This is a genomic window from Stenotrophomonas sp. P2112, from assembly GCF_041897515.1.
GTDB lineage: Bacteria > Pseudomonadota > Gammaproteobacteria > Xanthomonadales > Xanthomonadaceae > Stenotrophomonas > Stenotrophomonas sepilia.
This window is the reverse complement of record NZ_CP169216.1, coordinates 1044581-1066265: the sequence shown is the minus strand read 5'-3', so window position 1 is coordinate 1066265 and position 21685 is coordinate 1044581. Positions and strand designations below refer to the sequence as shown.

23 protein-coding genes and 1 pseudogene are annotated in these 21685 nt (G+C 67.0%); 15 read left to right on the top strand and 9 right to left on the bottom strand.

Annotated elements, in window-relative coordinates; genetic code table 11:
- Nucleotides 1-27: 27 nt before the first annotated feature.
- The 11 genes from ACEPA4_RS04975 to ACEPA4_RS04925 all read left to right on the top strand — a co-directional run bounded on the left by ACEPA4_RS04975 (nt 28) and on the right by ACEPA4_RS04925 (nt 9852).
- Nucleotides 28-1449, top strand: coding sequence for an RNA polymerase factor sigma-54 (locus tag ACEPA4_RS04975; protein WP_065177944.1), 1422 nt, complete (start codon nt 28-30; stop codon nt 1447-1449).
- 58 nt (nt 1450-1507) lie between these two features.
- Nucleotides 1508-1825 carry a ribosome hibernation-promoting factor, HPF/YfiA family gene (hpf, locus tag ACEPA4_RS04970; protein WP_005415556.1) on the top strand — a complete coding sequence of 106 codons (318 nt, stop codon included), beginning with the start codon at nt 1508-1510 and terminating at the stop codon, nt 1823-1825.
- A 21-nt stretch (nt 1826-1846) separates the two neighbouring features.
- The gene (locus tag ACEPA4_RS04965; protein ID WP_164092922.1) at nt 1847-2299 is read left to right on the top strand and encodes a PTS sugar transporter subunit IIA; all 453 of its coding nucleotides are present in this window, start codon (nt 1847-1849) and stop codon (nt 2297-2299) included.
- A complete protein-coding gene (gene hprK, locus ACEPA4_RS04960) occupies nt 2296-3246 on the top strand; it encodes an HPr(Ser) kinase/phosphatase (RefSeq protein WP_005408388.1) in 951 nt (316 codons plus the stop codon). Before ACEPA4_RS04965 ends, hprK begins: the two co-directional genes overlap by 4 nt.
- 27 nt (nt 3247-3273) lie before the next feature.
- Nucleotides 3274-4158, top strand: a complete 885-nt coding sequence (gene rapZ / locus ACEPA4_RS04955) for an RNase adapter RapZ (RefSeq protein ID WP_164092923.1) — start codon at nt 3274-3276, stop codon at nt 4156-4158.
- Between the two features lie 436 nt (nt 4159-4594).
- A complete protein-coding gene (locus tag ACEPA4_RS04950) occupies nt 4595-4987 on the top strand; it encodes a PTS sugar transporter subunit IIA (protein WP_005408386.1) in 393 nt (130 codons plus the stop codon).
- Nucleotides 4980-5249 carry an HPr family phosphocarrier protein gene (locus tag ACEPA4_RS04945; protein ID WP_005408385.1) on the top strand — a complete coding sequence of 90 codons (270 nt, stop codon included), beginning with the start codon at nt 4980-4982 and terminating at the stop codon, nt 5247-5249. Before ACEPA4_RS04950 ends, ACEPA4_RS04945 begins: the two co-directional genes overlap by 8 nt.
- Before the next feature lie 2 nt (nt 5250-5251).
- Nucleotides 5252-7021 (top strand): phosphoenolpyruvate--protein phosphotransferase, encoded by a 1770-nt coding sequence (gene ptsP, locus ACEPA4_RS04940; RefSeq protein WP_262090364.1) that lies wholly within the window; start codon nt 5252-5254, stop codon nt 7019-7021.
- Between the two features lie 228 nt (nt 7022-7249).
- On the top strand, nt 7250-8611 hold the full coding sequence (mgtE, locus tag ACEPA4_RS04935; protein ID WP_049410631.1) for a magnesium transporter: 1362 nt from the start codon (nt 7250-7252) through the stop codon (nt 8609-8611).
- 105 nt (nt 8612-8716) lie between these two features.
- Nucleotides 8717-8983, top strand: a complete 267-nt coding sequence (locus ACEPA4_RS04930) for a hypothetical protein (protein ID WP_019659457.1) — start codon at nt 8717-8719, stop codon at nt 8981-8983.
- Between the two features lie 71 nt (nt 8984-9054).
- On the top strand, nt 9055-9852 hold the full coding sequence (locus tag ACEPA4_RS04925; RefSeq protein WP_065185824.1) for a prolyl oligopeptidase family serine peptidase: 798 nt from the start codon (nt 9055-9057) through the stop codon (nt 9850-9852).
- 87 nt (nt 9853-9939) lie between these two features.
- On the opposite strand, the pseudogene ACEPA4_RS04920 reads toward ACEPA4_RS04925, so the two are convergent.
- The 4 genes and pseudogenes from ACEPA4_RS04920 to ACEPA4_RS04905 form a co-directional block, all read right to left on the bottom strand.
- Nucleotides 9940-10430: pseudogene (locus tag ACEPA4_RS04920) on the bottom strand (transposase).
- A gap of 295 nt (nt 10431-10725) precedes the next feature.
- Nucleotides 10726-11676: an aspartate carbamoyltransferase catalytic subunit gene (locus ACEPA4_RS04915; RefSeq protein ID WP_049410639.1), complete on the bottom strand. Its 951-nt coding sequence runs from the start codon at nt 11674-11676 to the stop codon at nt 10726-10728.
- 16 nt (nt 11677-11692) lie between these two features.
- Nucleotides 11693-12187, bottom strand: a complete 495-nt coding sequence (gene ruvX, locus ACEPA4_RS04910; protein WP_005408378.1) for a Holliday junction resolvase RuvX — start codon at nt 12185-12187, stop codon at nt 11693-11695.
- Nucleotides 12180-12746: a YqgE/AlgH family protein gene (locus ACEPA4_RS04905; protein ID WP_049410646.1), complete on the bottom strand. Its 567-nt coding sequence runs from the start codon at nt 12744-12746 to the stop codon at nt 12180-12182. Before ACEPA4_RS04905 ends, ruvX begins: the two co-directional genes overlap by 8 nt.
- 91 nt (nt 12747-12837) lie before the next feature.
- Between ACEPA4_RS04905 and ACEPA4_RS04900 the strand changes: the two genes are divergently transcribed.
- A complete protein-coding gene (locus ACEPA4_RS04900) occupies nt 12838-14631 on the top strand; it encodes a DUF4153 domain-containing protein (RefSeq protein WP_065185823.1) in 1794 nt (597 codons plus the stop codon).
- On the top strand, nt 14628-15173 hold the full coding sequence (locus tag ACEPA4_RS04895) for a DNA-3-methyladenine glycosylase I (RefSeq protein ID WP_005415544.1): 546 nt from the start codon (nt 14628-14630) through the stop codon (nt 15171-15173). Before ACEPA4_RS04900 ends, ACEPA4_RS04895 begins: the two co-directional genes overlap by 4 nt.
- Nucleotides 15174-15255: 82 nt before the next feature.
- On the opposite strand, the gene ACEPA4_RS04890 is transcribed toward ACEPA4_RS04895, so the two are convergent.
- Nucleotides 15256-15963 carry a YitT family protein gene (locus ACEPA4_RS04890; RefSeq protein WP_005415543.1) on the bottom strand — a complete coding sequence of 236 codons (708 nt, stop codon included), beginning with the start codon at nt 15961-15963 and terminating at the stop codon, nt 15256-15258.
- A gap of 108 nt (nt 15964-16071) precedes the next feature.
- Nucleotides 16072-16284: a DUF4287 domain-containing protein gene (locus ACEPA4_RS04885; RefSeq protein WP_065185822.1), complete on the bottom strand. Its 213-nt coding sequence runs from the start codon at nt 16282-16284 to the stop codon at nt 16072-16074.
- 312 nt (nt 16285-16596) lie between these two features.
- Here ACEPA4_RS04885 and ACEPA4_RS04880 point away from each other — a divergent pair, with 312 nt between their 5' ends.
- Nucleotides 16597-17496 (top strand): LysR family transcriptional regulator, encoded by a 900-nt coding sequence (locus ACEPA4_RS04880; protein ID WP_065177951.1) that lies wholly within the window; start codon nt 16597-16599, stop codon nt 17494-17496.
- A gap of 35 nt (nt 17497-17531) precedes the next feature.
- Here ACEPA4_RS04880 and ACEPA4_RS04875 read toward each other — a convergent pair whose 3' ends face one another.
- From ACEPA4_RS04875 to ACEPA4_RS04865, 3 genes are all read right to left on the bottom strand, one after another.
- Nucleotides 17532-18515: an aldo/keto reductase gene (locus ACEPA4_RS04875; RefSeq protein WP_065185821.1), complete on the bottom strand. Its 984-nt coding sequence runs from the start codon at nt 18513-18515 to the stop codon at nt 17532-17534.
- A 121-nt stretch (nt 18516-18636) separates the two neighbouring features.
- Entirely contained in the window at nt 18637-19779 is a 1143-nt protein-coding gene (locus ACEPA4_RS04870; protein WP_005415539.1) for a PilT/PilU family type 4a pilus ATPase, read from the bottom strand.
- 98 nt (nt 19780-19877) lie between these two features.
- Entirely contained in the window at nt 19878-20915 is a 1038-nt protein-coding gene (locus ACEPA4_RS04865) for a type IV pilus twitching motility protein PilT (protein WP_004147099.1), read from the bottom strand.
- An 87-nt stretch (nt 20916-21002) separates the two neighbouring features.
- Here ACEPA4_RS04865 and ACEPA4_RS04860 point away from each other — a divergent pair, with 87 nt between their 5' ends.
- Entirely contained in the window at nt 21003-21680 is a 678-nt protein-coding gene (locus ACEPA4_RS04860) for a YggS family pyridoxal phosphate-dependent enzyme (protein ID WP_262090362.1), read from the top strand.
- The last annotated feature ends 5 nt before the right edge of the window (nt 21681-21685 follow it).

Here is a 21685-nt window from a genome sequence, read left to right as displayed (position 1 = left end):
GTCCCTTTCCTTCCGTTCGGCACAGGCATGAAGACTCGGCTGCAGACATCGTTGGGACAGCAGCTGGTGCTCACCCCCCAGCTGCAGCAGGCGATCAAGCTGCTGCAGATGTCCACGACCGAGCTGGAGCTTGAAATCGCCCAGGCCGTGGAAAGCAATCCGCTGCTGGACTGGGCCGACAGCAACGACAGCAGTGCCGCCAATGAAGGCGGCGACAACACGGACGCCGACACGCCGGCCGAACGCGCCGACAATGGCGACGACTGGGCACCGGCCGAGCTCGACTGGAGCGCTGCCGGCAGTGGCGGCAGCTTCGACGATGACGACGACAACGGCAGCGCTGCCGAGCGCGTAGCCGAAACCGAAACACTGGCCGACCATCTGCTGTGGCAGCTGCATCTGTCGCATCTGTCCTCGCGTGATCGCAGCATCGGCGCGGCACTGATCGATGCATTGGACGACGACGGGTACCTGCGCGAGCCGCTGGCCACCATCGCTGAAACCCTGTTGCCGGCGATCCACGCCGACGAGGACGAGATCCTCGCCGTGCTGCATCGCATCCAGCGCTTCGACCCGGTCGGCGTTGCCGCGCGCACGCTCGGCGAATGCCTGCAGCTGCAGCTGGATGTGTTGCCTGGTGACACCGCGGGCCTGGCGCTGGCGCGGCAGATTGCCGCAGGCCCGCTGGAACGGCTGCCACGCAGTGGCGTCGCCGGTCTGGCCCATGAACTGAAACAGCCGCTGGACGAGGTCGAGGCAGCGGTCGCCCTGCTGCGCTCGCTGGACCCGCGTCCAGGGACTCAGATCGCGCCGCTTTCGCAGGATACCTACGTGGTGCCCGACGTGGTGGTGTGGCGGCAGAACGGCATCTGGCGCGCGGCGCTGGCCGCCCATGCCGGGCCAAAGGTGGTGATCCACCGTGGCTACGAACAGCTGATCCGCCGCTGTGGCGAGGCCGACGCCGGCTACCTGCGTGGCCAGCTGCAGGAGGCGCGCTGGCTGCTGAAGGGCCTGCAGCAGCGCGGTGAAACCCTGCTGCGGGTGGTGCGCAGCCTGATCCACCAGCAGGCCGGTTTCCTCGAGTTCGGCGAACAGGCGCTGCGTCCGCTGACCCTGCGCGAGATCGCCGCCGAACTGGGCCTGCACGAGTCGACGGTGTCGCGCGCGATCGCCCGCAAGCATGTGCGCACGCCGCGCGGCACGCTGCCGCTGCGTGCCTTCTTTGCCTCGGGCATCGATACCGAAGGCGGTGGCGAGGCGTCCAGCACCGCCATCCAGGCGATGATCCGGCGCCTGATCGACGACGAAAACCCGCGCAAGCCGCTTTCTGACGCCAAGCTGGCTGACCTGCTCAAATCGTCGGGAATTCCAGTAGCGCGACGCACCGTGGCGAAGTATCGTGAAGCCATGAACATCTCCGCCTCGCACGAAAGGGTCAGAATCGCTTGACGCGCCGCCGCGCCCGGCGGAGAGGTTCATTGGCACATCCGAACACAGGAGAAACCCGATGCGCATCGAAACGTTTGGCAAAGACGTCGAAGTCACCCCGGCCCTGCAGTCCTATGTGGAGGAGAAGCTGGCCCGGATCGGAAAACACTTCGACCAGCACTGCGAAGCGCGGGTGACCCTCAAGCTGCAGAAGACCGAACACCACGTCGACGCCAGCCTCAACATCCCGGGGCAGACCCTGCACGCCGAGGCCGGCGGCCAGACCATGTATGCCGCGATCGACCTGCTTGCGGACAAGCTTGACCGCCTGGTCATCAAGCACAAGGAGAAAAAACAGCAGCACGCACCGCTGCCGGTGGGCGACAATGGTGGCTGATCGCCACCGTTCCCCGCAGACATGCCCCTGACTGACCTCCTGGCGGCCGTGCAGACCCAGCTCTGCACGGCCACCGACCGTGACAGCGTCCTGCAGGCCGCCGCCGGGTTGCTGGCCTGCCGCCAGGCCAATGCCGAACAGATCTATCTGAACCTGTGCCAGCGCGAAGCCCTGGGCAGCACCGCGATCGGCCACGGTATCGCCATCCCCCACGGCCGCGCGCCGACCCTGGACCGCCCCCGTGGCGCCCTGCTGCGTCTGGCGGCCCCGGTCGACTTCGGCGGCGAAGAGCCGGTGGACCTGGTGTTCGCGATGGCCGTCCCGGCCCACTACACCCACCAGCACCTGATGCTGCTGTCCGAGCTGGCCGAGCTGTTTTCCGCGCCGGATATCCGCCAGGCCCTGCGTGCGGCCGGCGATGCCCGGGCCCTGCGCGAGGCGCTGGACATGACCCCACCTGCGAGCGCCGCATGAATACCAGCATCACCGCCCGTGAACTGTTCGAACAGCAGCGCGAGCGGCTGGGGCTGCGCTGGGCCGCAGGCAAATCCGGTGAGAAGCGCGAGCTGGAGGCCGGCAATACCGTCTCGCGGCGCCCCTCGCTGGCCGGCTACCTCAACGCCATCTATCCCAACAAGGTGCAGATCCTGGGCACCGAGGAACTGTCCTGGCTGGATGCGCTGGAACCGCGCCAGCGCTGGGAGACCATCGAAAAGATCATGCAGTCGCACCCGCTTGCGCTGGTGCTGACCCGCAACCAGGCCTGCCCGGAAGACCTGCGCGCCGCCGCCGATGAATCCGGCACGCCGCTGTGGTTGTCGCCCAAGCGCGGCCACGAACTGCTGAACCACCTGTCCTACCACCTGGCGCGCACGCTCGCGCCGAGGGTGATCCTGCACGGCGTGTTCATGGAGATCTATTCCATTGGCGTGCTGATCACCGGTGAGGCCGGGTCGGGCAAGAGCGAGCTGGCACTGGAACTGCTCAGCCGTGGTCACCGCCTGGTCGCCGACGACGCCCCCGAGTTCACCCAGATCGCCCCGGACGTGCTCGACGGCACCTGCCCCGAACTGCTGCAGGACCTGCTGGAAGTGCGCGGTCTGGGCGTGCTGAACGTGCGCGAGATGTTCGGCGACACGGCTGTAAAGAAGAACAAGTACCTTCGGCTGATCGTCCACCTGACCAAGCCGATGACCGAACCCACCCCGCATGGCTACGAGCGCCTGACCGGCGACTCGGGCACCCGCCATGTGCTGGATCTGGACGTTCCGCTGATCACCCTGCCGGTGATGCCCGGCCGCAACCTGGCCGTGCTGACCGAAGCCGCCACCCGCCTGCACATCCTGCGCACCAAGGGCATTGACCCGGCGGCCATGTTCATCGCCCGCCACAGCAACCTGTTGGAACGGCGAACTCCCTGATCCTCCTGCCCCTCGAAGAGCCTGTCCATGAGCACCGCAATCCCCACCGCCCCGACCCTGATCATCGTCAGCGGCCTGTCCGGCTCGGGTAAATCCGTCGCCCTGAAGACCTTCGAGGACCAGGACTACTACTGCTCGGACAACCTGCCGATCCACCTGCTGCCGGAGTTCGTGCGCAGCCTGCTGGCCAACCACGACGGCAGCGCGCCGCGCCGGCTGGCGGTGGGCATCGACGTGCGCGGCCAGGCCGACCTGAGCCAGCTGGGCGACTGGCGGCAGCTGGCCACCGACGCCGGCGTGGAAGTGAAGGTACTGTTCTTCGAGGCCAGCGACGAAACGGTGCTCAAGCGCTACGCCGACACCCGTCGTCGCCATCCGCTGAGCCAGCTGGGCCTGTCGCTGCCCGAAGCGATCGCCCGCGAGCGCGAGCTGACCGCACCGTTGCGCCGCGAGGCCGATGCGGTGATCGATACCAGCACCCTCAACGTGCACCAGCTTCGGCGGCGGATCATCACCGAGTTCGCGATGGACCATGCCACTGGCCTGTCGCTGCTGTTCGAATCATTCGCCTACAAGCGCGGCGTACCGGCCGAGGCGGACTTCGTGTTCGATGCGCGGGTGCTGCCCAATCCACACTGGGACCCGGACCTGCGCGCGCTGAGCGGCCGCGAGCCGGGCGTGCGCGACTATCTGGAAGCGCAGCCCGACGTGCAGCGTTACCTGGCCCAGCTGATGGATTTCCTGGATACCTGGCTGCCGAAACTGGGGGATGGCACCCGCAGCTACGTGACCGTGGCGTTCGGCTGCACCGGCGGCAAGCACCGCTCGGTGTTCCTGGCCGAGCGCATGGCCCGGCACGCCCGCGAGATGGGCTGGCAGGACGTGGCCACCTACCACCGCGAACAGGATTGAGGGTGGTCGGCCGGGCTGCGCCCGGCACCCGTTGGTAGTGCCGGCCGCTGGCCGGCAACAGCAACAGCAACAGCAACAGCAACAGCAAAAGCAAAAGCGGCATTCCGTGGGATGGCGGGGCGGTGTGGGTAGCCAGGACACGCCGTGAACCCGTCCATGGGGGCTCGATGGCGCCATCCATGGCGCCAACGGTCCTGCCTACCCACACCGCCCCGCCTCTGACAGATTCCGTGCGCTGTTGGTAGGTGTCGACCTTGGTCGACACGGTAGATCCACGCCATGCGTGGATGAATCGCTGCCAGGCATCGAAAAACGCATGGGGTCGGATCCCTTTTCCAATGAAAAAGGTCCCCGACCCGAGCAACACTGAATACGGGACACAGTACCCCTCATCTGCTGCTATCGCCGATTCACCTTGACCTGTTAACGTGCAGTAATGACCTGTGGCATTCTCCTCGTAACACATCCCGGGGTCGGGACCGCCCTGCTTGACGTGGCGACCCGGCTCCTGCGGCAGTTGCCGCTGAAAACCGAAGCTTTCGAAGTACCGTTCGACGCAGACCTGGACGCCCTGCTCCCGCTCGCCTCGGCCGCTTTGCGGCGGGTCGATGGAGGTGACGGCGTGCTGATCCTGACCGACCTGTACGGCGCCAGCCCCGCCAACCTTGCCGGGCAGCTGGCCCGGCTGGGGACCCCGGTTCGCCGGGTATCGGCGCTGAGCCTGCCGATGTTGCTGCGGGTGATGAATTATCCGGAACAGGGACTGGATCAACTGCCTGCCACAGCCGCGGCGGGTACCCGTAATGGAGCGATAGTCGACGATGCTTGAACGAGAACTCACCGTCAGCAACCGCCTGGGCCTGCATGCCCGGGCCACCGCCAAGCTGGTGCAGACCCTGGCGCCGTTCCGCTGCAACGTGACCATGGCCGCCAAGGGCCGTGAGATCAACGCCAAGAGCATCATGGGCGTGATGCTGCTGGCCGCCGGCCAGGGCACCCCGGTCACCGTGCGCATCAACGGCGAGGACGAAGCCGCCGCGATGGAAGCGGTGGTCGGCCTGTTCGAACGCCGCTTCGACGAGGACAGCTGAGCGTGCCGCGCGCACGCGCCAGCCAGGTCCCTTCCGGCCAACGGCCGGTACAGCTGCTGGCCGGCCACGGCGCCGCGCGCGGAACGGCGATGGGCCGGGCACGCGTGCGGCTGCCGCATGCGCTGGAGGTGGCCGAGCAGCGCGTGGCCGCCCACCAGGTCGAGGCCGAACTGGCGCGCCTGCACCGGGCGCTGGATGCCGCGCGTACGGAAATGCACGAGCTGCGCCAGCGCCTGCATGGCGCCCTGAACCAGGAAGTGGGCGAGTTCCTCGACCTGCACGCGCTGCTGCTGGACGACCCCGAGCTGCTGTACGGCCTGGACGAGCTGATCCGCAGTGGCCCGTACAGCGCCGGCTATGCCTTGCGCCTGCAGCGCGACCGCCTGGCCAAGGTCTTCGATGGCATGGACGATGCCTATCTGAAGAGCCGCATGGACGATCTCGACCATGTGATCGGGCGCATCCACGCCTTCCTGCAACCCGAACGGCCGTCGGCAGTGAAAGGCCTGGCCGGCGAGATCCTGGTCTGTGACAACATCGCGCCCTCCGAGCTGGCGCAGCTGCAGGCACAGGGCGTAGTCGGCATCGTCACGGCCGCCGGCAGCGCGCTGTCGCACAGCGCGATCCTGGCGCGCAGCCTGCACCTGCCCCTGATCGTCAACGTGCCGCAGCTGCTCAGCCGCATCGCCGATGGCGATGTGCTGATCATCGATGGCGCCGACGGCAGCATCACCGTCAACCCGCAGGCCGACAACCTGCGGGACTACCGCGTCCGGCTGAAGGAACATGCGCGCGAGCAGCGCGAGCTCGGCCGCCTGCGCAGCAAGCCCAGCCGTACCCGCGACCACGTCGACATTGCCCTGCTGGCCAATGCCGAATCGCTGGAAGACGTGACCCAGGCGCATGCACTGGGCGCGCAGGGGCTCGGCCTGTACCGCACCGAATTCCTGTTCCTGCAGCGCAATGAGCTGCCGGACGAAGAAGAGCAGTTCCAGACCTACCGCGATGCCGCGCTGGGCATGAGCGGGCGGCCGGTCACCATACGCACGCTGGACCTGGGCGCGGACAAGGCCGACCGTACCGGCCTGACCCTGAGCAACGAAGAGAACCCTGCACTCGGCCTGCGCGGGGTGCGCCTGTCGCTGGCACGGCCGAAAGTGGCCGACACCCAGCTGCGCGCGATCCTGCGCGCGTCTGCATACGGCAAACTGCGCGTACTGGTGCCGATGGTCAGCACCCGCGAGGAGCTGCTGGCCGTGCGCCGGCGCATGCTCAAACTGACCGAACAGCTGCGCGGCGAAGGGCACATGGTGTCCGACCACGTACCGCTGGGCGCGATGATCGAAGTCCCCGCCGCTGCGCTGGCGCTGGAGAGCTTCATCGACCTGGTCGATTTCCTGTCGATCGGCACCAACGATCTGGTGCAGTACCTGCTGGCTGCCGACCGCAACAACGAGGCGCTGGGCGAGTTGTATTCACCGTTGCACCCGGCCGTGCTGCGGCTGCTGCAGATGGTGATCGAGACCGGCGCGCGTCACCGCATCCCGGTGGCGGTCTGCGGCGAGATGGCCGGTGATGCCCGGATGACCCCGCTGCTGCTGGCGCTGGGCCTGAGCGAGTTCAGCCTGCACCCCGGTACGTTGCTGGAGGTACGCCGCGCGATACGCGAAGCCGACCTGTCCGTGCTGCGCGCGCGCGCGCCGAAGCTGCTGACCGCGCGCGACCGCCGCGCCATCGAACGCTGGCTGACGCTGGTGGCCGATACGCCCTGACACCACCCGCTCGCCGGGCATGCACGCCTGGGGTCAGATCCCTTTCCCGCGGGAAAAGGGATCTGACCCCGTCTCGTTGAAGGCCAAGAGGTTGCCGGCCAGCGGCCGGCACTACCGCCATCCGGCGGCTATGCGCTGAAACATCCCCTTGCGATAATGACGCGCTGAACACCCCTGTTGCCGCATCCTTGCCGGGATCGCGGCTTTTCTTATCCCGCGGGAGCTGCGATGGCTGAAGCTGTACGCCACGACAAGACTGCGCGCCAACTGCGGATGCTGTCCGATGCACTGGACAGCGGCCGGCTGGGCCCGGTACGTCGCCTGGTCAACACCCTGGCCCCGGCCGAGATCGGCAACCTGCTTGAATCACTGCCGCCGGGCAAGCGCGAGGTGGTGTGGGGCCTGGTCGATCCTGAGGACGACGGCGAGGTGCTGGTCCACGTCGGCGAGGACGTGCGCGAAAGCCTGCTCGCGGACATGGACCCGGACGAGATCATCGCCGCGGTCGAAGACCTGGACATCGACGATCTGGCCGACCTGGTCGAAGACCTGCCGGATACGGTCATCGATGAAGTCCTCAAGTCGATGGACCGCGAGAACCGCGAGCGGCTGGAACAGGTGCTGTCCTATCCCGAGGACAGCGCCGGCCGCCTGATGAACCCGGACGTGGTGACCGTGCGCGCCGACGTCAACGTCGACGTGGTGCTGCGCTACCTGCGCCTGCGCGGCGAATTGCCTGACCACACCGACCACCTGTTCGTGGTCAGCCGGCGGCACCAGTATCTCGGCCGGGTGTCGCTGGCGGCACTGGTGACCCACGAGGACACCACCCCGATCAACCGCCTGATCGACGACGAGCAGCCGGCCATCGACGTCGGCGAGAGCGACCAAGAAGTGGCACGGCAGTTCTCCGACCATGACTGGATCTCCGCACCGGTAGTGGACGAGAACAACATCCTCGTTGGCCGCATCACCATCGATGACGTGGTCGACATCATCCGTGGCCAGGCCGAGCACCAGGCGCTGGGCGCAGCCGGCCTGGACGAGGACGAGGACCTGTTCAGCCCGGTCTGGCGCGCCATGCGCCGCCGCCTGATGTGGCTGTCGATCAATCTGTGCACGGCGTTCCTGGCCTCCAGCGTGGTCGGCCATTTCGAAGGCACCATCGACAAGCTGGTGGCGCTGGCGGTGCTGATGCCGATCGTCGCCGGCCTCGGCGGTAACGCCGGTACCCAGGTGCTGGCGCTGATGGTGCGCGGCCTGGCGTTGGGCCAGGTGGGCGCCTCCAACGCGCGCACGCTGCTGTGGAAGGAAGTGCGGGTGGCCGCGCTCAACGGCCTGCTGCTCGGCTCGATCCTGGGACTGATCGTGCTGGTCTGGTTCCACTCGCCCGGGCTGTCGGCGGTGATCGCCATCGCGCTGACCTGCAACCTGCTGTTTGCGGCGCTGGCCGGCGTACTGGTGCCGCTGACCCTGAAACGCTTCGGCTTCGACCCGGCGCTGGCCAGTGGCATCTTCCTGACTGCCGTGACCGACTCGATGGGCTTCTTCACCTTCCTCGGCCTGGCCACGCTGGTGCTGCTGCACTGATCCCTGCCGGGCCGGATCCCCGCAACGCGGAGCTCCGACCCACACCAAGACCTAGGGTCGGATCCCCGCAGCGCGGGGCTCTGACCCGATTCCAACTGGACCCTCATGGCCACCACGATCGAAAACTATTTCCAGCCCGGCTGGCGCGACCAGCAGCACACCTGCCCAGCCTGCGAATGGAAGGGCAGCTCGCGTGCCATGGAGATGGAGCTGGACGAGGACGCCACCGAGTACGACTGCCCGGTCTGCGAAAACCCGTTGCTGGTGGTGCTGCACCCGGACATGGCGCAGGTGCAGGCTGCGGCGGCGGCAGGCAATGCCGAAGCGCAGGAACAACTGGACATCATTGCCAGCTTCCCGCGCCCGCAGTGATGCGGCGCAAGATGCCGCGTTGACCTGCGGCGGACTAGGATGCGGCTGAACCCACCGCTCCTGGAACGTCGATGGTCCGTACGATGATGCGCTGGCTGCCAATGCTGGCGATCCTGATGATGGCCGGCTGCGCCTCGCACCCGGACAGCGCACGTGGCCGCTTCGAATCGCGTGCGGTGAAAGTGGATGGCCGCACCGCCTATTACCAGGTGTTCATTCCGGCCACCGCGGCGCGCACGCCTGGCGCGCTGCCGGTGGTGCTGTTCCTGCACGGATCCGGCGAGCGTGGCGGCGACGGCGTCAAGCAGACCCATGCGGGGCTGGGGCCGCACCTGCGCAGGCACGCGGCCGACTTCCCCGCGTTGGCCGTATTCCCGCAGGTGCCGGGCCGCCAGGAATGGAGCGGGCGCAACAACCGCGTTGCGCTGGCCGCCCTGGACGCCACCATCGCCGAGTTCGGTGCCGATCCCTCGCGGCAGTACCTGACCGGGATGTCGATGGGCGGCTATGGCAGCTGGAACATCGCGCTGGATGACCCCGGGCGCTTCGCCGCGATCGTGCCGGTATGCGGCGCGGTGCTGGCGCCGCGCGCGGTGCGTCCGACGCTGTTCGTCGAACAGGTGGCCCAGGAATCCGATCCGTATGCCGCGATCGCCAAGCGGCTTCGGCACACACCGATCTGGATCTTCCATGGTGCGCTGGATGACGTGGTGCCGCCGGACGACGACCGCAGGCTGCACGCCGCCTTCCAAAGCGCCGCTGCACGCGACGTGCGCTACACCGAGTACCCGGAGGGCAACCACAATGCCTGGGACGCCACGTACGCGGACCCGGCAATGTGGGCATGGCTGTTCGCGCAGAAGCGCTGAACCGCGGCTTCTGCTGGGAAACATCTGTTGGTGGATACCTACCGTTGGTCGGCTTGGGTATTGGTGGGTGCCGACCGTTGGTCGGCACTATCTCTCCGCTTCGGGGTAATCCATTGCTTGGTACCTCCCATCAATCTCCCATCGGCACCAGGCATACGGATACTCTCCCACGCAGCTCGCCAAGTTCGCCCTGACCGGGTTGGCGACGATTACATCGCATGGCGAAACAGTGATTCTTCAGAACGAATGGCGTGATCGTGATAGCTCGATTGCCAAAATGGTCCTGTCTTGCCCAGCATGCGGTTGATCCGCAATGCACTGCTCGATTTGAAGCGTTGCATGATGTAGTCCAGCGAGAACGCACGGATCTCCACAAGCCAATGGATGTGGTCCGGCATGACCACATAGGCAAGTGAGTGCGTCAGGCCATCATCATCAATGCGACGGAACACATCCATCACCTCCTGTGCCGCAGTGGCATCATCGAAGTAGCGTCGACGTTCCTGGGTGACGGTGGTCAGGATGTAGGATTGCCCGATCCGGGGATGGCGGCCAAGGCGTAGGCGAGCGCGGTTCATGGGCCCAAGCGTGCGCCTGCCGGTATCTCTCTTCTATCGGGCAACACGTCAATACAGGTAGGCCCGAAACCATTCAATGGCCAGGCCCGCACTTCAACGCACTGATGGTTCAGTGCCGACCAACGGTCGGCACCCACCGGATCGGCTGAGAACAGATCAGCCGTGCCGACCAACGGTCGGCACCCACCGGGTCGGATAAGGACAGATCAGCCGTGCCGACCAACGGTCGGTACCCACCGGGCCGGATGAGGACAGATCAGCCGTGCCGACCAACGGTCGGCACCCACCAAAGTGCTCAGCCCAGCAAGGTTTCCAGCACGGCCATGCGCACCGCGACGCCGTTGGCGACCTGGCGCAGCACCCACGATTGCGGGCCATCGGCCACGTCATCGGTCACTTCCACGCCACGGTTGATCGGGCCCGGGTGCAACACGGCCGCATCCTTGCCGGCACGCGCCAGGCGCTCGCGGGTCAGGCCGTACTGCGCGTGGTACTGCTCCAGCGACGGCACCAGGCCTTCTTCCATGCGCTCGCGCTGCAGGCGCAGCATCATCAGCGCGTCGACGCCTTCCAGCATCGCGTCGAAATCATCGCCGACCACGCAGCCCTTCAGGGTCTCATCATCCGGCAGCAGCGACTGCGGGCCGCATACGCGGATCTCGCCCACGCCCAGCGTGCGCAGCGCATGCAGGTCGGTGCGGGCCACGCGCGAGTGCTTCACGTCGCCGACGATCACCACTTTGAGCTTCGAGAAGTCCGGGCCCTTGGCCTGGCGCAGGGTCAGCATGTCGAGCAGGCCCTGGGTCGGGTGCGAGCTGCGGCCGTCGCCGGCATTGATCAGCGCGGTGCCCTCGCCCGCGGCGTCGGCCAGCGCGGCCACGGCGCCGTCATCGGGGTGGCGCACCACGAAGCCGCGCACGCCCATCGCTTCCAAGTTGCGCAGCGTGTCACAGGCGGTTTCGCCCTTGCGCGTGGACGAGGTCGAGGCATCGAAGTTCAGCACATCGGCCCCGAGGCGCTGCGCGGCCAGTTGGAACGAGCTGCGGGTGCGCGTGGACGGCTCGAAGAACAGCGTGCACACCGCCGAACCGGCCAGCACGTGGCGCTTGTTGCCGACTCGGCCGACCGCGGCATCGCGGATCTGCCCTGCGCGGTCGAGCAACTGCAGCAGGGTTTCGCGCGGCAGGCCTTCCAGGGTCAGCAGGTGGCGCAGGCGTCCGGAGGCATCGATTTGCTGGGCAGTCATGGCGGGAGTCGTGCAGTCAGGGAATGGGGGTGGCGTCGTCGGGGGACGACAGCCAGCGGTCGATGATCACCGCCGCGGCCACGGCGTCGAGGGCGGCCGCATCACGGCGACGCTTGCGCCCTTCGGCGCGCTCGACGGCGAAACGGCGGGCAGCCTCGACCGAGCTGGAACGCTCGTCGATCATCACCACCGGCAGCTTGAAGCGTTCCCGCAGCTGGCGGGCAAAGCCCTGCGCACGCTTGCGGTTGGGCTGGTCCTGGCCGTCCAGGGTCAGCGGGTCGCCGACCACCAGGCCGTCGGGCTTCCATTCCTTGAGCAGGCGTTCGATCGCGGTCCAGTCCGGGCCGTTGCCGTGCACATCGACCACCGCCACCGCGCGCGCATGCGCGGCAAAGGCACTGCCGATGGCCACGCCGATCCGCCGCGAGCCGACATCAAAACCCAGGACCGTGCCGTCACGACGGATGGCCGGGGCAGCAGAATCCGGTGCGGGCGTGATGGGCTCAGACATGGCCGCTGTAGTCAGTCAGCCGGAACAGGTCGACACCGATACGCGAAGCCGCACCCTGCCAGCGCTGCTCCAGCGGCAGCTGGAACACCAGCTCGGCATCGGCCGGCACGGTCAGCCAGCTGTTCTCGGACAGCTCGCTTTCCAGCTGCCCTGCGCCCCAACCGGCACAGCCGAGGGTGACCACCGCATTGGCCGGGCCTTCGCCGCGCGCCATCGCTTCGAGGATGTCGCGCGAGGTGGTCAGGTACAGGCCGTGGCCCACGGTCAGGCTGGAATCCCACGCGCGCGCGTCGTCATGGATGACGAAGCCGCGCTCGGGATGCACCGGGCCGCCATTGAGCACCATGCGCGCCTGCAGGTCGCCATCACCGGTGGTGATGTCCATCTGCGCGAGCACTTCACCCAGCGTGTATTCGGAAGGCTGGTTGACCAGCACGCCCATCGCCCCGTTCTCGTCGTGCTGGCAGATCAGCGCGACGCTGCGGGCAAAGGTCGCGTCGAGCAGCGACGGCAGCGCGACGAGCAGGTGATCGGCAAGGGAGGTCGGCATTACAGGCATGGGCCCATTCTACCTGCTGGGGGCGGGATGGTCGCGCGATGGCGCCGAACCACGATGGGCTAGGATGGTGCTTTGCCACGGAAGGTCATTGATGCCGTCTTCTTCGCCCCTGACCCTGCCGGCACGCAGCGCCATCGTCCTGCTTGCCCTGCTGCAGGGCCTGATGCTGTATGCCGCGCAGGAGCTGTCCGATGCCTGGCCATTCCGCGATATCGGCTGGCGCTACTGCTGGTACGCCTGGGTGCTGGCCATTCCCAGCGCGGTGGCGCTGAGCCTGGTCGAGCTGGGCCAGCGCCGACTGTGGCTGCAGGCCGTGCTCGGCTCGGCGGTGGTGCTGGCGCTGGCCGCCTGGATCGGCTGGAACCTCAATGGCGAGACCGCACTGGAGTCGGGCGCGCTGCAGTTTCCGTTGACCCTGGGCATGGGCGTGGCGGTGTTCGTGGCACTGCCCTGGTGGCAGTTCCAGCTGCAGCATGGGCACTGGCGCGCCAGCTACCCCGAGTTGTTCGAGCGCGCCTGGCAGAACGGTTTGACCCTCGCTTTGGCGGCGCTGTTCACCGGGCTGACCTGGCTGCTGCTGTGGCTGTGGGCAGCGCTGTTCCAACTGCTGGACGTGAATGTCTTCCGCGACCTGTTCCGGCAGGACGCTTTCATCGCACTGGCCACCGGCAGCCTGGCCGGGTTCGGCGTGCTGATCGGGCGCACCCAGCACCGTGCGATCCAGATCACCCGCCAGGTGCTGTTCGCGATCTGCCGCGGGCTGCTGCCGCTGCTGTCGTTCATCGCCGTATTGTTCGTGCTGAGCCTGCCGCTTACCGGGCTGGAACCGCTGTGGAAGACCCGTTCGGCCGCCAGCCTGCTGGTGGTGGTGTCGCTGCTGCTGGTGACGTTCACCAATGCGGTCTACCAGCAGGGGGAAGACAGTGTCTCCTACCCTCTGGTGCTGCGCAGGCTGGTCGAAGCCAGCCTGCTGACACTGCCGGTTTACGCCGCGCTGGCACTGTATGCATTGGGCCTGCGCGTGGCGCAGTACGGCTGGACCCTGGATCGCTTCTGGGCGGTGCTCGTCGCATTGGCCACGGCCGGCTATGCCGTGGGCTACGCGCTGGCGGTGCTGCGCCGGCAGCGCCGCTGGCTGCAGATGCTGGAGCCGGTCAACCGCTGGATGTGCTGGGCGGTGCTGGCACTGGCACTGCTGGGCAACTCGCCGCTGCTGGATCCGGTGCGGCTGACCCTGTCCAGCCAGCTGGCGCGCCTGCGTGCGGATCCGCCGGCGATCACCAGCAGCGACGTCAACGTGCTGCGCTTCGATCTGGGGCGCCGTGGCGTGCGGGCGCTGCGCGAACTGCAGCGCGATCCGGCCATCACCGCCGATGCCAACGCGCCACAGGTGATCGCTGCTGCACTGGCACGCACCTCACGCTGGGACGACGGCCACCGCCTCGACAAGGGGCCGCAGGACGTCGCCGCCCTGCAGCGCGCGCTGAAGCTGGCCAAGGGATCCAGTTCTCCACCGGACGACTGGTGGAAAGCTCTGGCCACCCGATCGATCAATGGCGAATCCTGCGCCCAGAGCGAGCGCGACTGCCTGATCGTGCATCGCGACCTGGACGGCGATGGTACCGGCGAGGTGCTGCTGTGCGAGCTGAACACCCACCGTGGACCGGACTGCGTGCTGTACGCACGTGGCAAGGATTCCCAGTGGCGCCGGGCCGGTGCGCTGTTCGGCACCGTCAGCGGCCAGGCCGAGACGATCAACCAGGCCCTGCGTGACGGCAGACTCACGCTCATTCCACCGCGCTGGCCGATGCTGTCCATCGGCGGGCACCCTGCGGTGGCCATCGATCCCGAATCCGAATCCGATTCCAACGAGCCTTCCCCATGAGCGGCTACTGCCTCATCGCCCCGGGCCATCCGGTGCACGACTATTACCACGCCAACGAGTACGGCTTCCCGCAGCGTGACGAGCGCGAGCTGTTCGAGCGGCTGGTGCTGGAAATCAACCAGGCCGGCCTGAGCTGGGAAACGATCCTGAAGAAGCGCGAGGGCTTCCGCGCGGCCTACGACGGCTTCGATGTCGACCGCGTGGCGGCGTATGCCGAGCAGGACATCGAGCGCCTGCTGTCGGACGCAGGCATCATCCGCAACCGGCTGAAGGTACGGGCGGCGATCCACAACGCGCAGGTGATCCAGCAGTTGCGGGCCAGCCATGGCAGCTTCGCGGCGTGGCTGGATGCGCACCACCCGCGCAGCAAGGCCGACTGGGTGAAGCTGTTCAAGAAGACGTTCCGCTTCACCGGCGGCGAGATCACCGGCGAATTCCTGATGAGCCTGGGCTACCTGCCCGGTGCGCACGCCGAGGATTGCCCGGTGCATGCGCGGCTGCTGATGCTGTCGCCGCCGTGGTTGAAGGCTGCCGCCCGCTGATGGATATCCGCCGGGCATGGCCCGGCGCTGCCATGCCTGGGTTCCGGTAGTGCCGGCCGCTGGCCGGCAACACCGTTGAACGTCACACGCCCATGTAGCGGCCGGGGCGGTGGTTGAACATCAGCACCAGGCTGAGCACCACCGCGCCGATGGCCGAATACAGCACCTTCGACGGCGACAACACGAAGAACGCGGCCACCATCAGGCACGCGTCGTAGGACATCTGCACCTTGCCCGCGCTCCAGCCACGGGTGCGCTGCAGGTACACCGCCAGGATGCCGATGCCGCCAAGGCTTGCACGGTGGCGGATGAAGAACAGGATGCCCAGGCCGGACAACGCACCGCCGACAATCGCCGAGTACAGCGGGTTGATGTGCGAGAAGTCGATCCAGCGCGGCAGCAGGTCGGTCAGCACGCCACAGGCGGTGACCGCGGCGAAGGTCTTCAGGGTGAATTCCCAGCCCATGCGCCGCAGCGCCACCCAGTAGAACGGCAGGTTGACCAGCACGAACACCAGGCCGAAGTTCCAGCCCATCGCGTAGTGCAGCAGGAAGGCCATGCCCGCCATGCCGCCGATCATCAGCCCGCCCTTGGCGAAGATGGCCAGGCCCAGCGAGGCCACCATCGTGGCCAGCACCATGCCCTGCACGTCCTCGGCGATCGAGTGACGCAGCGCTTTGTCGTCGGCGGTGGTGCCGGCGCTGTCGGGCGGCGGGGTCAGCGGACCGGCGGTGACCAGGTGGCCGTCAGCGTCGTCGCACGGCGCGGGGCCATGGGAGGGAAGGGACATGCGGGTGGGGAACAGCAGGTGGGGAGCGGTATTAGACACGATCTGCATGACAGTTGCAGATGAAATCGTTCAGCTGAATGCGCCCCAGCCCGCTCCGCCGGCCGCCGGTCACCCCTTGCCGGCCAGATGGTGCGCCACCAGCGCGTTGGCGTGGCCATGGCCCAGGCCGTGCTCGCTCTTCAGGAAGCTGACCAGTTCCATGTGTTTCAGGCCCTTCTTCCCCGCCAGCAGCCCGAACCAGTGCGCCACCGGCTGCCCGTAGGTCTTCTCGATGGAGGGGAAGTACGAGGCCGGGCCTTTCGGCTTGGTGCCAGTGCTCATGTGCAGCCCCCGTTGTTGAAGTCATTCATTTGACGAACCACAGACGCAGAAATCGACACACCCTCACGTAGTGGGGCCGGATCCCGTGCCGACCAACGGTCGGCACCCACCGACAGCAGCGGGAAACTGTCGAAGGCGGGGTGGGTCCGGTTGCGGGGGCGTGAGCGCCATGGATGGCGCGACCGAGGCTACATGGACGTACTTGCGCCGTCCCCCGCGACCTGAGCCACCTCGCCTTCCACAGGAAGCCAGCTTTTGACGTTGACGTTGTTTCGGCAGGTGCCGGGCGCAGCCCGGCCGTATCATCCCCGCATGCCCCGCGAAAATCTCAACGATCTGCAGGCCTTTGTCCACGTTGCCCGCGAGGGCAGCTTCACCAAGGCTGCCGCCCAACTGGGCGTGTCCCAGTCCGCGCTCAGCCATGCCATGCGCGGACTGGAGCAGCGCCTGGGCGTGCGCCTGCTGACCCGCACCACCCGCAGCGTCTCGACCACCGAAGCCGGTGCCCGCCTGCTCGATACCCTGGCCCCGCGCCTGGCCGAGATCGAGGACGGGCTGGCCGCGCTGGCCGAGTACCGTGAACGCCCGGCCGGCACCATCCGCATCAATGCCACCGGCCACGCCGCCGAGTACATCGCCTGGCCCAGGCTGGCGCCGTTGCTGCGGCAGTATCCGGATTTGAAGGTGGAACTGGCGGCCGACTACGGGTTGGCCGACATCGTGGCCGAGCGCTACGACATCGGCATCCGCCTGGGCGAGCGGCTGGCGCGCGACATGATCGCCGTACCGATCAGCCCGCCGCTGCGCATGCGCGTGGTCGGGGCGCCCAGCTACTTCCGCCAGCACGTGGTGCCGCGGCATCCGGACGACCTGGCCGGGCACAACTGCGTGACCCTGCGGCTGCCTACGCATGGTGGGCTGATGCCGTGGGATTTCGGCCAGGACGGCAATGAACTGAGCGTGCGCGTGAGCGGCCAGTGGACGTTCAACACCATGGGCATGACCCGCACCGCTGCGCTGGCCGGCAGCGGATTGGCCTGGCTGCCGCAAGACCAGGTGCAGCCGATGCTGGACGATGGACGGCTGCAATCAGTGCTGGACGACTGGTGCCCGCACTTCGATGGTTACTACGCGTATTACCCTTCGCGCCGCCACGTGACCGTGGCGATGCGGACGGTGCTTGATGCGCTGCGCGGGCCGATGGGGTGTTGAGGAGTGCGGACCAACGGTCCGCACCCACCTGGTGATCAACCCTTGGCCTGTGCCGCACGCTGCGGGTTGTAGCGCTCGCCAACGATCGACACTTCGTCCAGCGCCTGCGCGATGCGTTGCAGTTCTTCCGGCGCCAGCTGCAGGTCGGCCGCGCCCAGGTTTTCTTCCAGGCGATGAACCTTGGTGGTGCCCGGAATCGGCACGATCCACGGTGCCTGCGCGAGCAGCCAGGCCAGTGCGACCTGCGCAGGCGTCGTACCGCGCGCTGCCGCAATCGTGCTGATGCGATCCACCAACGCCTGGTTGGCGCGGCGCGCCTCCACTTCGAAACGCGGCACGGTATTGCGGAAGTCGTTGGCGTCGAAGGTGGTATCGGCGTTGATCGCACCGGTCAGGAAGCCGCGGCCCAGCGGGCTGAACGGCACGAAGCCGATGCCCAGCTCCTGCAGCGTCGGCAGCAGCTCACGCTCCGGCTCGCGCCACCACAGCGAATACTCACTCTGCACGGCGGCGACCGGCTGCACGGCATGCGCGCGACGCACGGTGGCAGCACTGGCCTCGGACAGGCCGAAGTGGCCGACCTTGCCCTCGGCGATCAGGTCGCGCACGGTGCCGGCCACATCCTCGATCGGCACGTTCGGGTCGACGCGGTGCTGGTAGAACAGATCGATATGGTCGGTACGCAGGCGCTTGAGGCTGGCTTCGGCCACGGCACGGATGTTCTCCGGGCGGCTGTCCAGGCCAGCATCGGTGCGCGCGTCCTTGAAACCAAACTTGGTGGCGATCACCAGCCTGTCGCGGTGGGGCGCCAAGGCCTGGCCGAGCAGGTCTTCGTTGGTGTACGGGCCGTACACCTCGGCGGTGTCGAAGAAGGTCACGCCGCGCTCGACGGCGGCGTGCAGCAGGGCGATGCCCTGGCTCGGTTCAACCGGCTGGCCGTAGGCATGGGTCAGGCCCATGCAACCCAGGCCCAGGGCGGAAACCTTCAGGCCGCTGCGGCCGAGTTCACGTGTCTGCATCGTCGTACTCCAGAGGGGGAGTGCTGACGATACGCCTGCGGTGGCGATGGATTGAGCCGGCTGGACCGCAGTCGGTCATGACTGGAATTCATCAATCCGGTCATGACCGATGCCGGCCGGGTCAGCGGATTTCGGAGATTTCCACTCCATCCAGCCCCTGCGACAGGGTGCGCGCGTCGCCGCCCTGGCTGAGCTTGATGCGCAGGCGCACCTCGTTCTGCGAATCGGCGTAACGCAGCGCGTCCTCGTAGCTGATCTCGCCGGCCTGGTACAGCTCGAACAGGCTCTGGTCGAAGGTCTTCATGCCCAGCTGGACCGAGTCCTTCATCACTTCCTTCAACTTGTGGATCTCGCCGTCGCGGATGTAGTCCTGTACCAGTGGCGTGCCCAGCAGGATCTCCATCGCCACCTTGCGCGAGCGGCCATCGGGCGACGGCACCAGCTGCTGCGCGACCACGCCCTTGAGGTTCAGCGACAGGTCCATCAACAGCTGGTTGCGGCGGTCTTCCGGGAAGAAGTTGACGATGCGGTCCATCGCCTGGTTGGCATTGTTGGCATGCAACGTGGCCAGCACCAGGTGGCCGGTTTCGGCGAACGCGATGGCGTGGTCCATGCCTTCGCGGGTACGCACCTCGCCGATCATGATCACGTCCGGCGCCTGGCGCAGGGTGTTCTTCAGCGCAGCTTCCCAGCTGTCGGTATCGATGCCGACTTCGCGCTGGGTGATGATGCAGCCCTCGTGCTTGTGCACGAATTCGATCGGGTCTTCGATGGTGATGATGTGGCCGGTCGAATTCTGGTTGCGGTAACCGATCATCGCCGCCAGCGAAGTCGATTTACCGGTACCGGTGGCACCGACGAACAGGATGATGCCGCGCTTGGTCATCGCCAGCGTCTTGATGATCGGCGGTAGGCTCAGCTCTTCCACGGTCGGAATGCGCGTCTCGATGCGACGCAGCACCATGCCGACCTGGTTGCGCTGGTAGAAGCAGCTGACACGGAAGCGCCCGACACCGGACAGGCCGATGGCGAAGTTGCATTCGTGGGTCTTCTCGAATTCCTCGCGCTGTGCCGGGGTCATCACGTTGAGGACCAGGTCGCGGCTCTGCTGCGGCGTCAGTGGCGTCTGCGTGATCGGCGAGATCTTGCCGTTGACCTTCATCGCCGGTGGCATACCCGCAGTGATGAACAGGTCAGAGGCGCGCTGGTGCGCCATCAGCTTGAGGAACGAAGTGAAATCGATGGTGGTCGCGGTGGTGTTCACGGCGGGCTCCCGGAAAGCGGTTTACCAGGTAACGGTCGGTGGAGGAAACAACACGGAGCGGCCGCGCCATTGCGCGCGCCGCCCGTCGCTGTCCCGCCTTACTCGAACAGGCGCTTGTCCTTGGCGTACTCGCGGGCCTGGTTGCGGGTGATCAGGCTGCGCTTGACCAGGTCCTGCAGGTGCTGGTCCAGGGTCATCATGCCGTACTGCTGGCCGGTCTGGATGGCCGAGTACATCTGCGCCACCTTGTCCTCGCGGATCAGGTTGCGGATGGCCGGGGTGCCGACCATGATTTCCCACGCCGCGGTACGGCCGCCGCCGACCTTCTTCAGCAGTGCCTGCGAGATCACCGCCCGCAGGGACTCGGACAGCATCGAACGCACCATCGGCTTTTCGCCCGCCGGGAACACGTCGATGATGCGGTCGATGGTCTTGGCCGCCGAGCTGGTGTGCAGGGTGCCGAACACCAGGTGGCCGGTTTCCGCGGCGGTCAGTGCCAGGCGGATGGTTTCCAGGTCGCGGAGTTCGCCCACCAGGATGATGTCCGGGTCCTCACGCAGTGCCGAGCGCAGTGCTTCGTTGAAGCCATGCGTGTCACGGTGCACTTCGCGCTGGTTGATCAGGCACTTCTGCGAGGTGTGCACGAATTCGATCGGATCCTCGACGGTGAGGATGTGGCCGTATTCGTTCTTGTTGATGTAGTCGATCATCGCCGCCAGCGTGGTCGACTTGCCCGAGCCGGTCGGGCCGGTCACCAGGATCAGGCCCTGCGGTTGCTGGATCACCTCGCGGAACAGCGGCGGGCAGGCCAGGTCTTCGAGGGTGAGCACCTCGGACGGAATGGTACGGAACACCGCACCGGCGCCACGGTTCTGGTTGAACGCGTTCACACGGAAGCGCGCCAGCGACGGGATCTCGAAGGAGAAGTCCACTTCGAGGAATTCCTCGTAATCGCGGCGCTGCTTGTCGGACATGATGTCGTACACCAGCGCGTGGACCTGCTTGTGGTCCAGGGCCGGGATGTTGATCCGGCGAACGTCGCCGTCCACGCGGATCATCGGCGGCAGGCCTGCAGACAGGTGCAGGTCGGACGCTTTGTTCTTTACGGAAAACGCCAGCAGTTCGGCGATATCCATGAGCGGCTACTCCCCAATAACGGCTTCGACTGGAAGGATCTTTCCCCGGGCGGCAGTATAGCCTCCTGATTCAACGGAACGCGTTACGTGGCCACTCCCCTGCCCCAGATCCTAAGCAACCTGCATGCCGCCGCCGAGGCGGCCGGCCGGCCCGATCCGCGCCTGCTGGCCGTTTCCAAGACCCAACCGGCCGAGGCCGTGGCTGCGCTGGCCGCACAGGGCCAGCAGGCCTTCGGCGAGAACTATGTGCAGGAAGCGCTGGCCAAGATGCAGGCGCTGCAGCACCTGGCGCTGGAGTGGCATCTGATCGGCCACCTGCAGTCGAACAAGGCCGAGGCGGTGGCCACCCATTTCGACTGGGTGCAGAGCGTGGACCGGCCCAAGCTGGTAACGGCGCTGGCGCGCCACCGCCCGCCCGCACGCGGCCCGCTGAATGTGCTGATCCAGGTCAACATCGACGATGAATCCAGCAAGCACGGCTGTGCACCGGAGGATGTCGAGGGGCTGGCCGCGGCGATTGCCGCCGAACCCACCCTGCGCCTGCGTGGCCTGATGGCGATTCCCGCGCCATGGCCCGAGGCCGAGCGTCGCCGCGATGCATTCGTGCGCATGCGCACACTCTTCCAGTCGCTGGCCGCCCAGCGCGCGCAGGTCGACACGCTGTCGATGGGCATGAGCAGCGACTACGCCGAAGCCATCGCCGAGGGCGCCACCCTGGTGCGCATCGGCACCGCCCTGTTCGGCGCGCGCGCGCGCCCGGCCTGATTTTC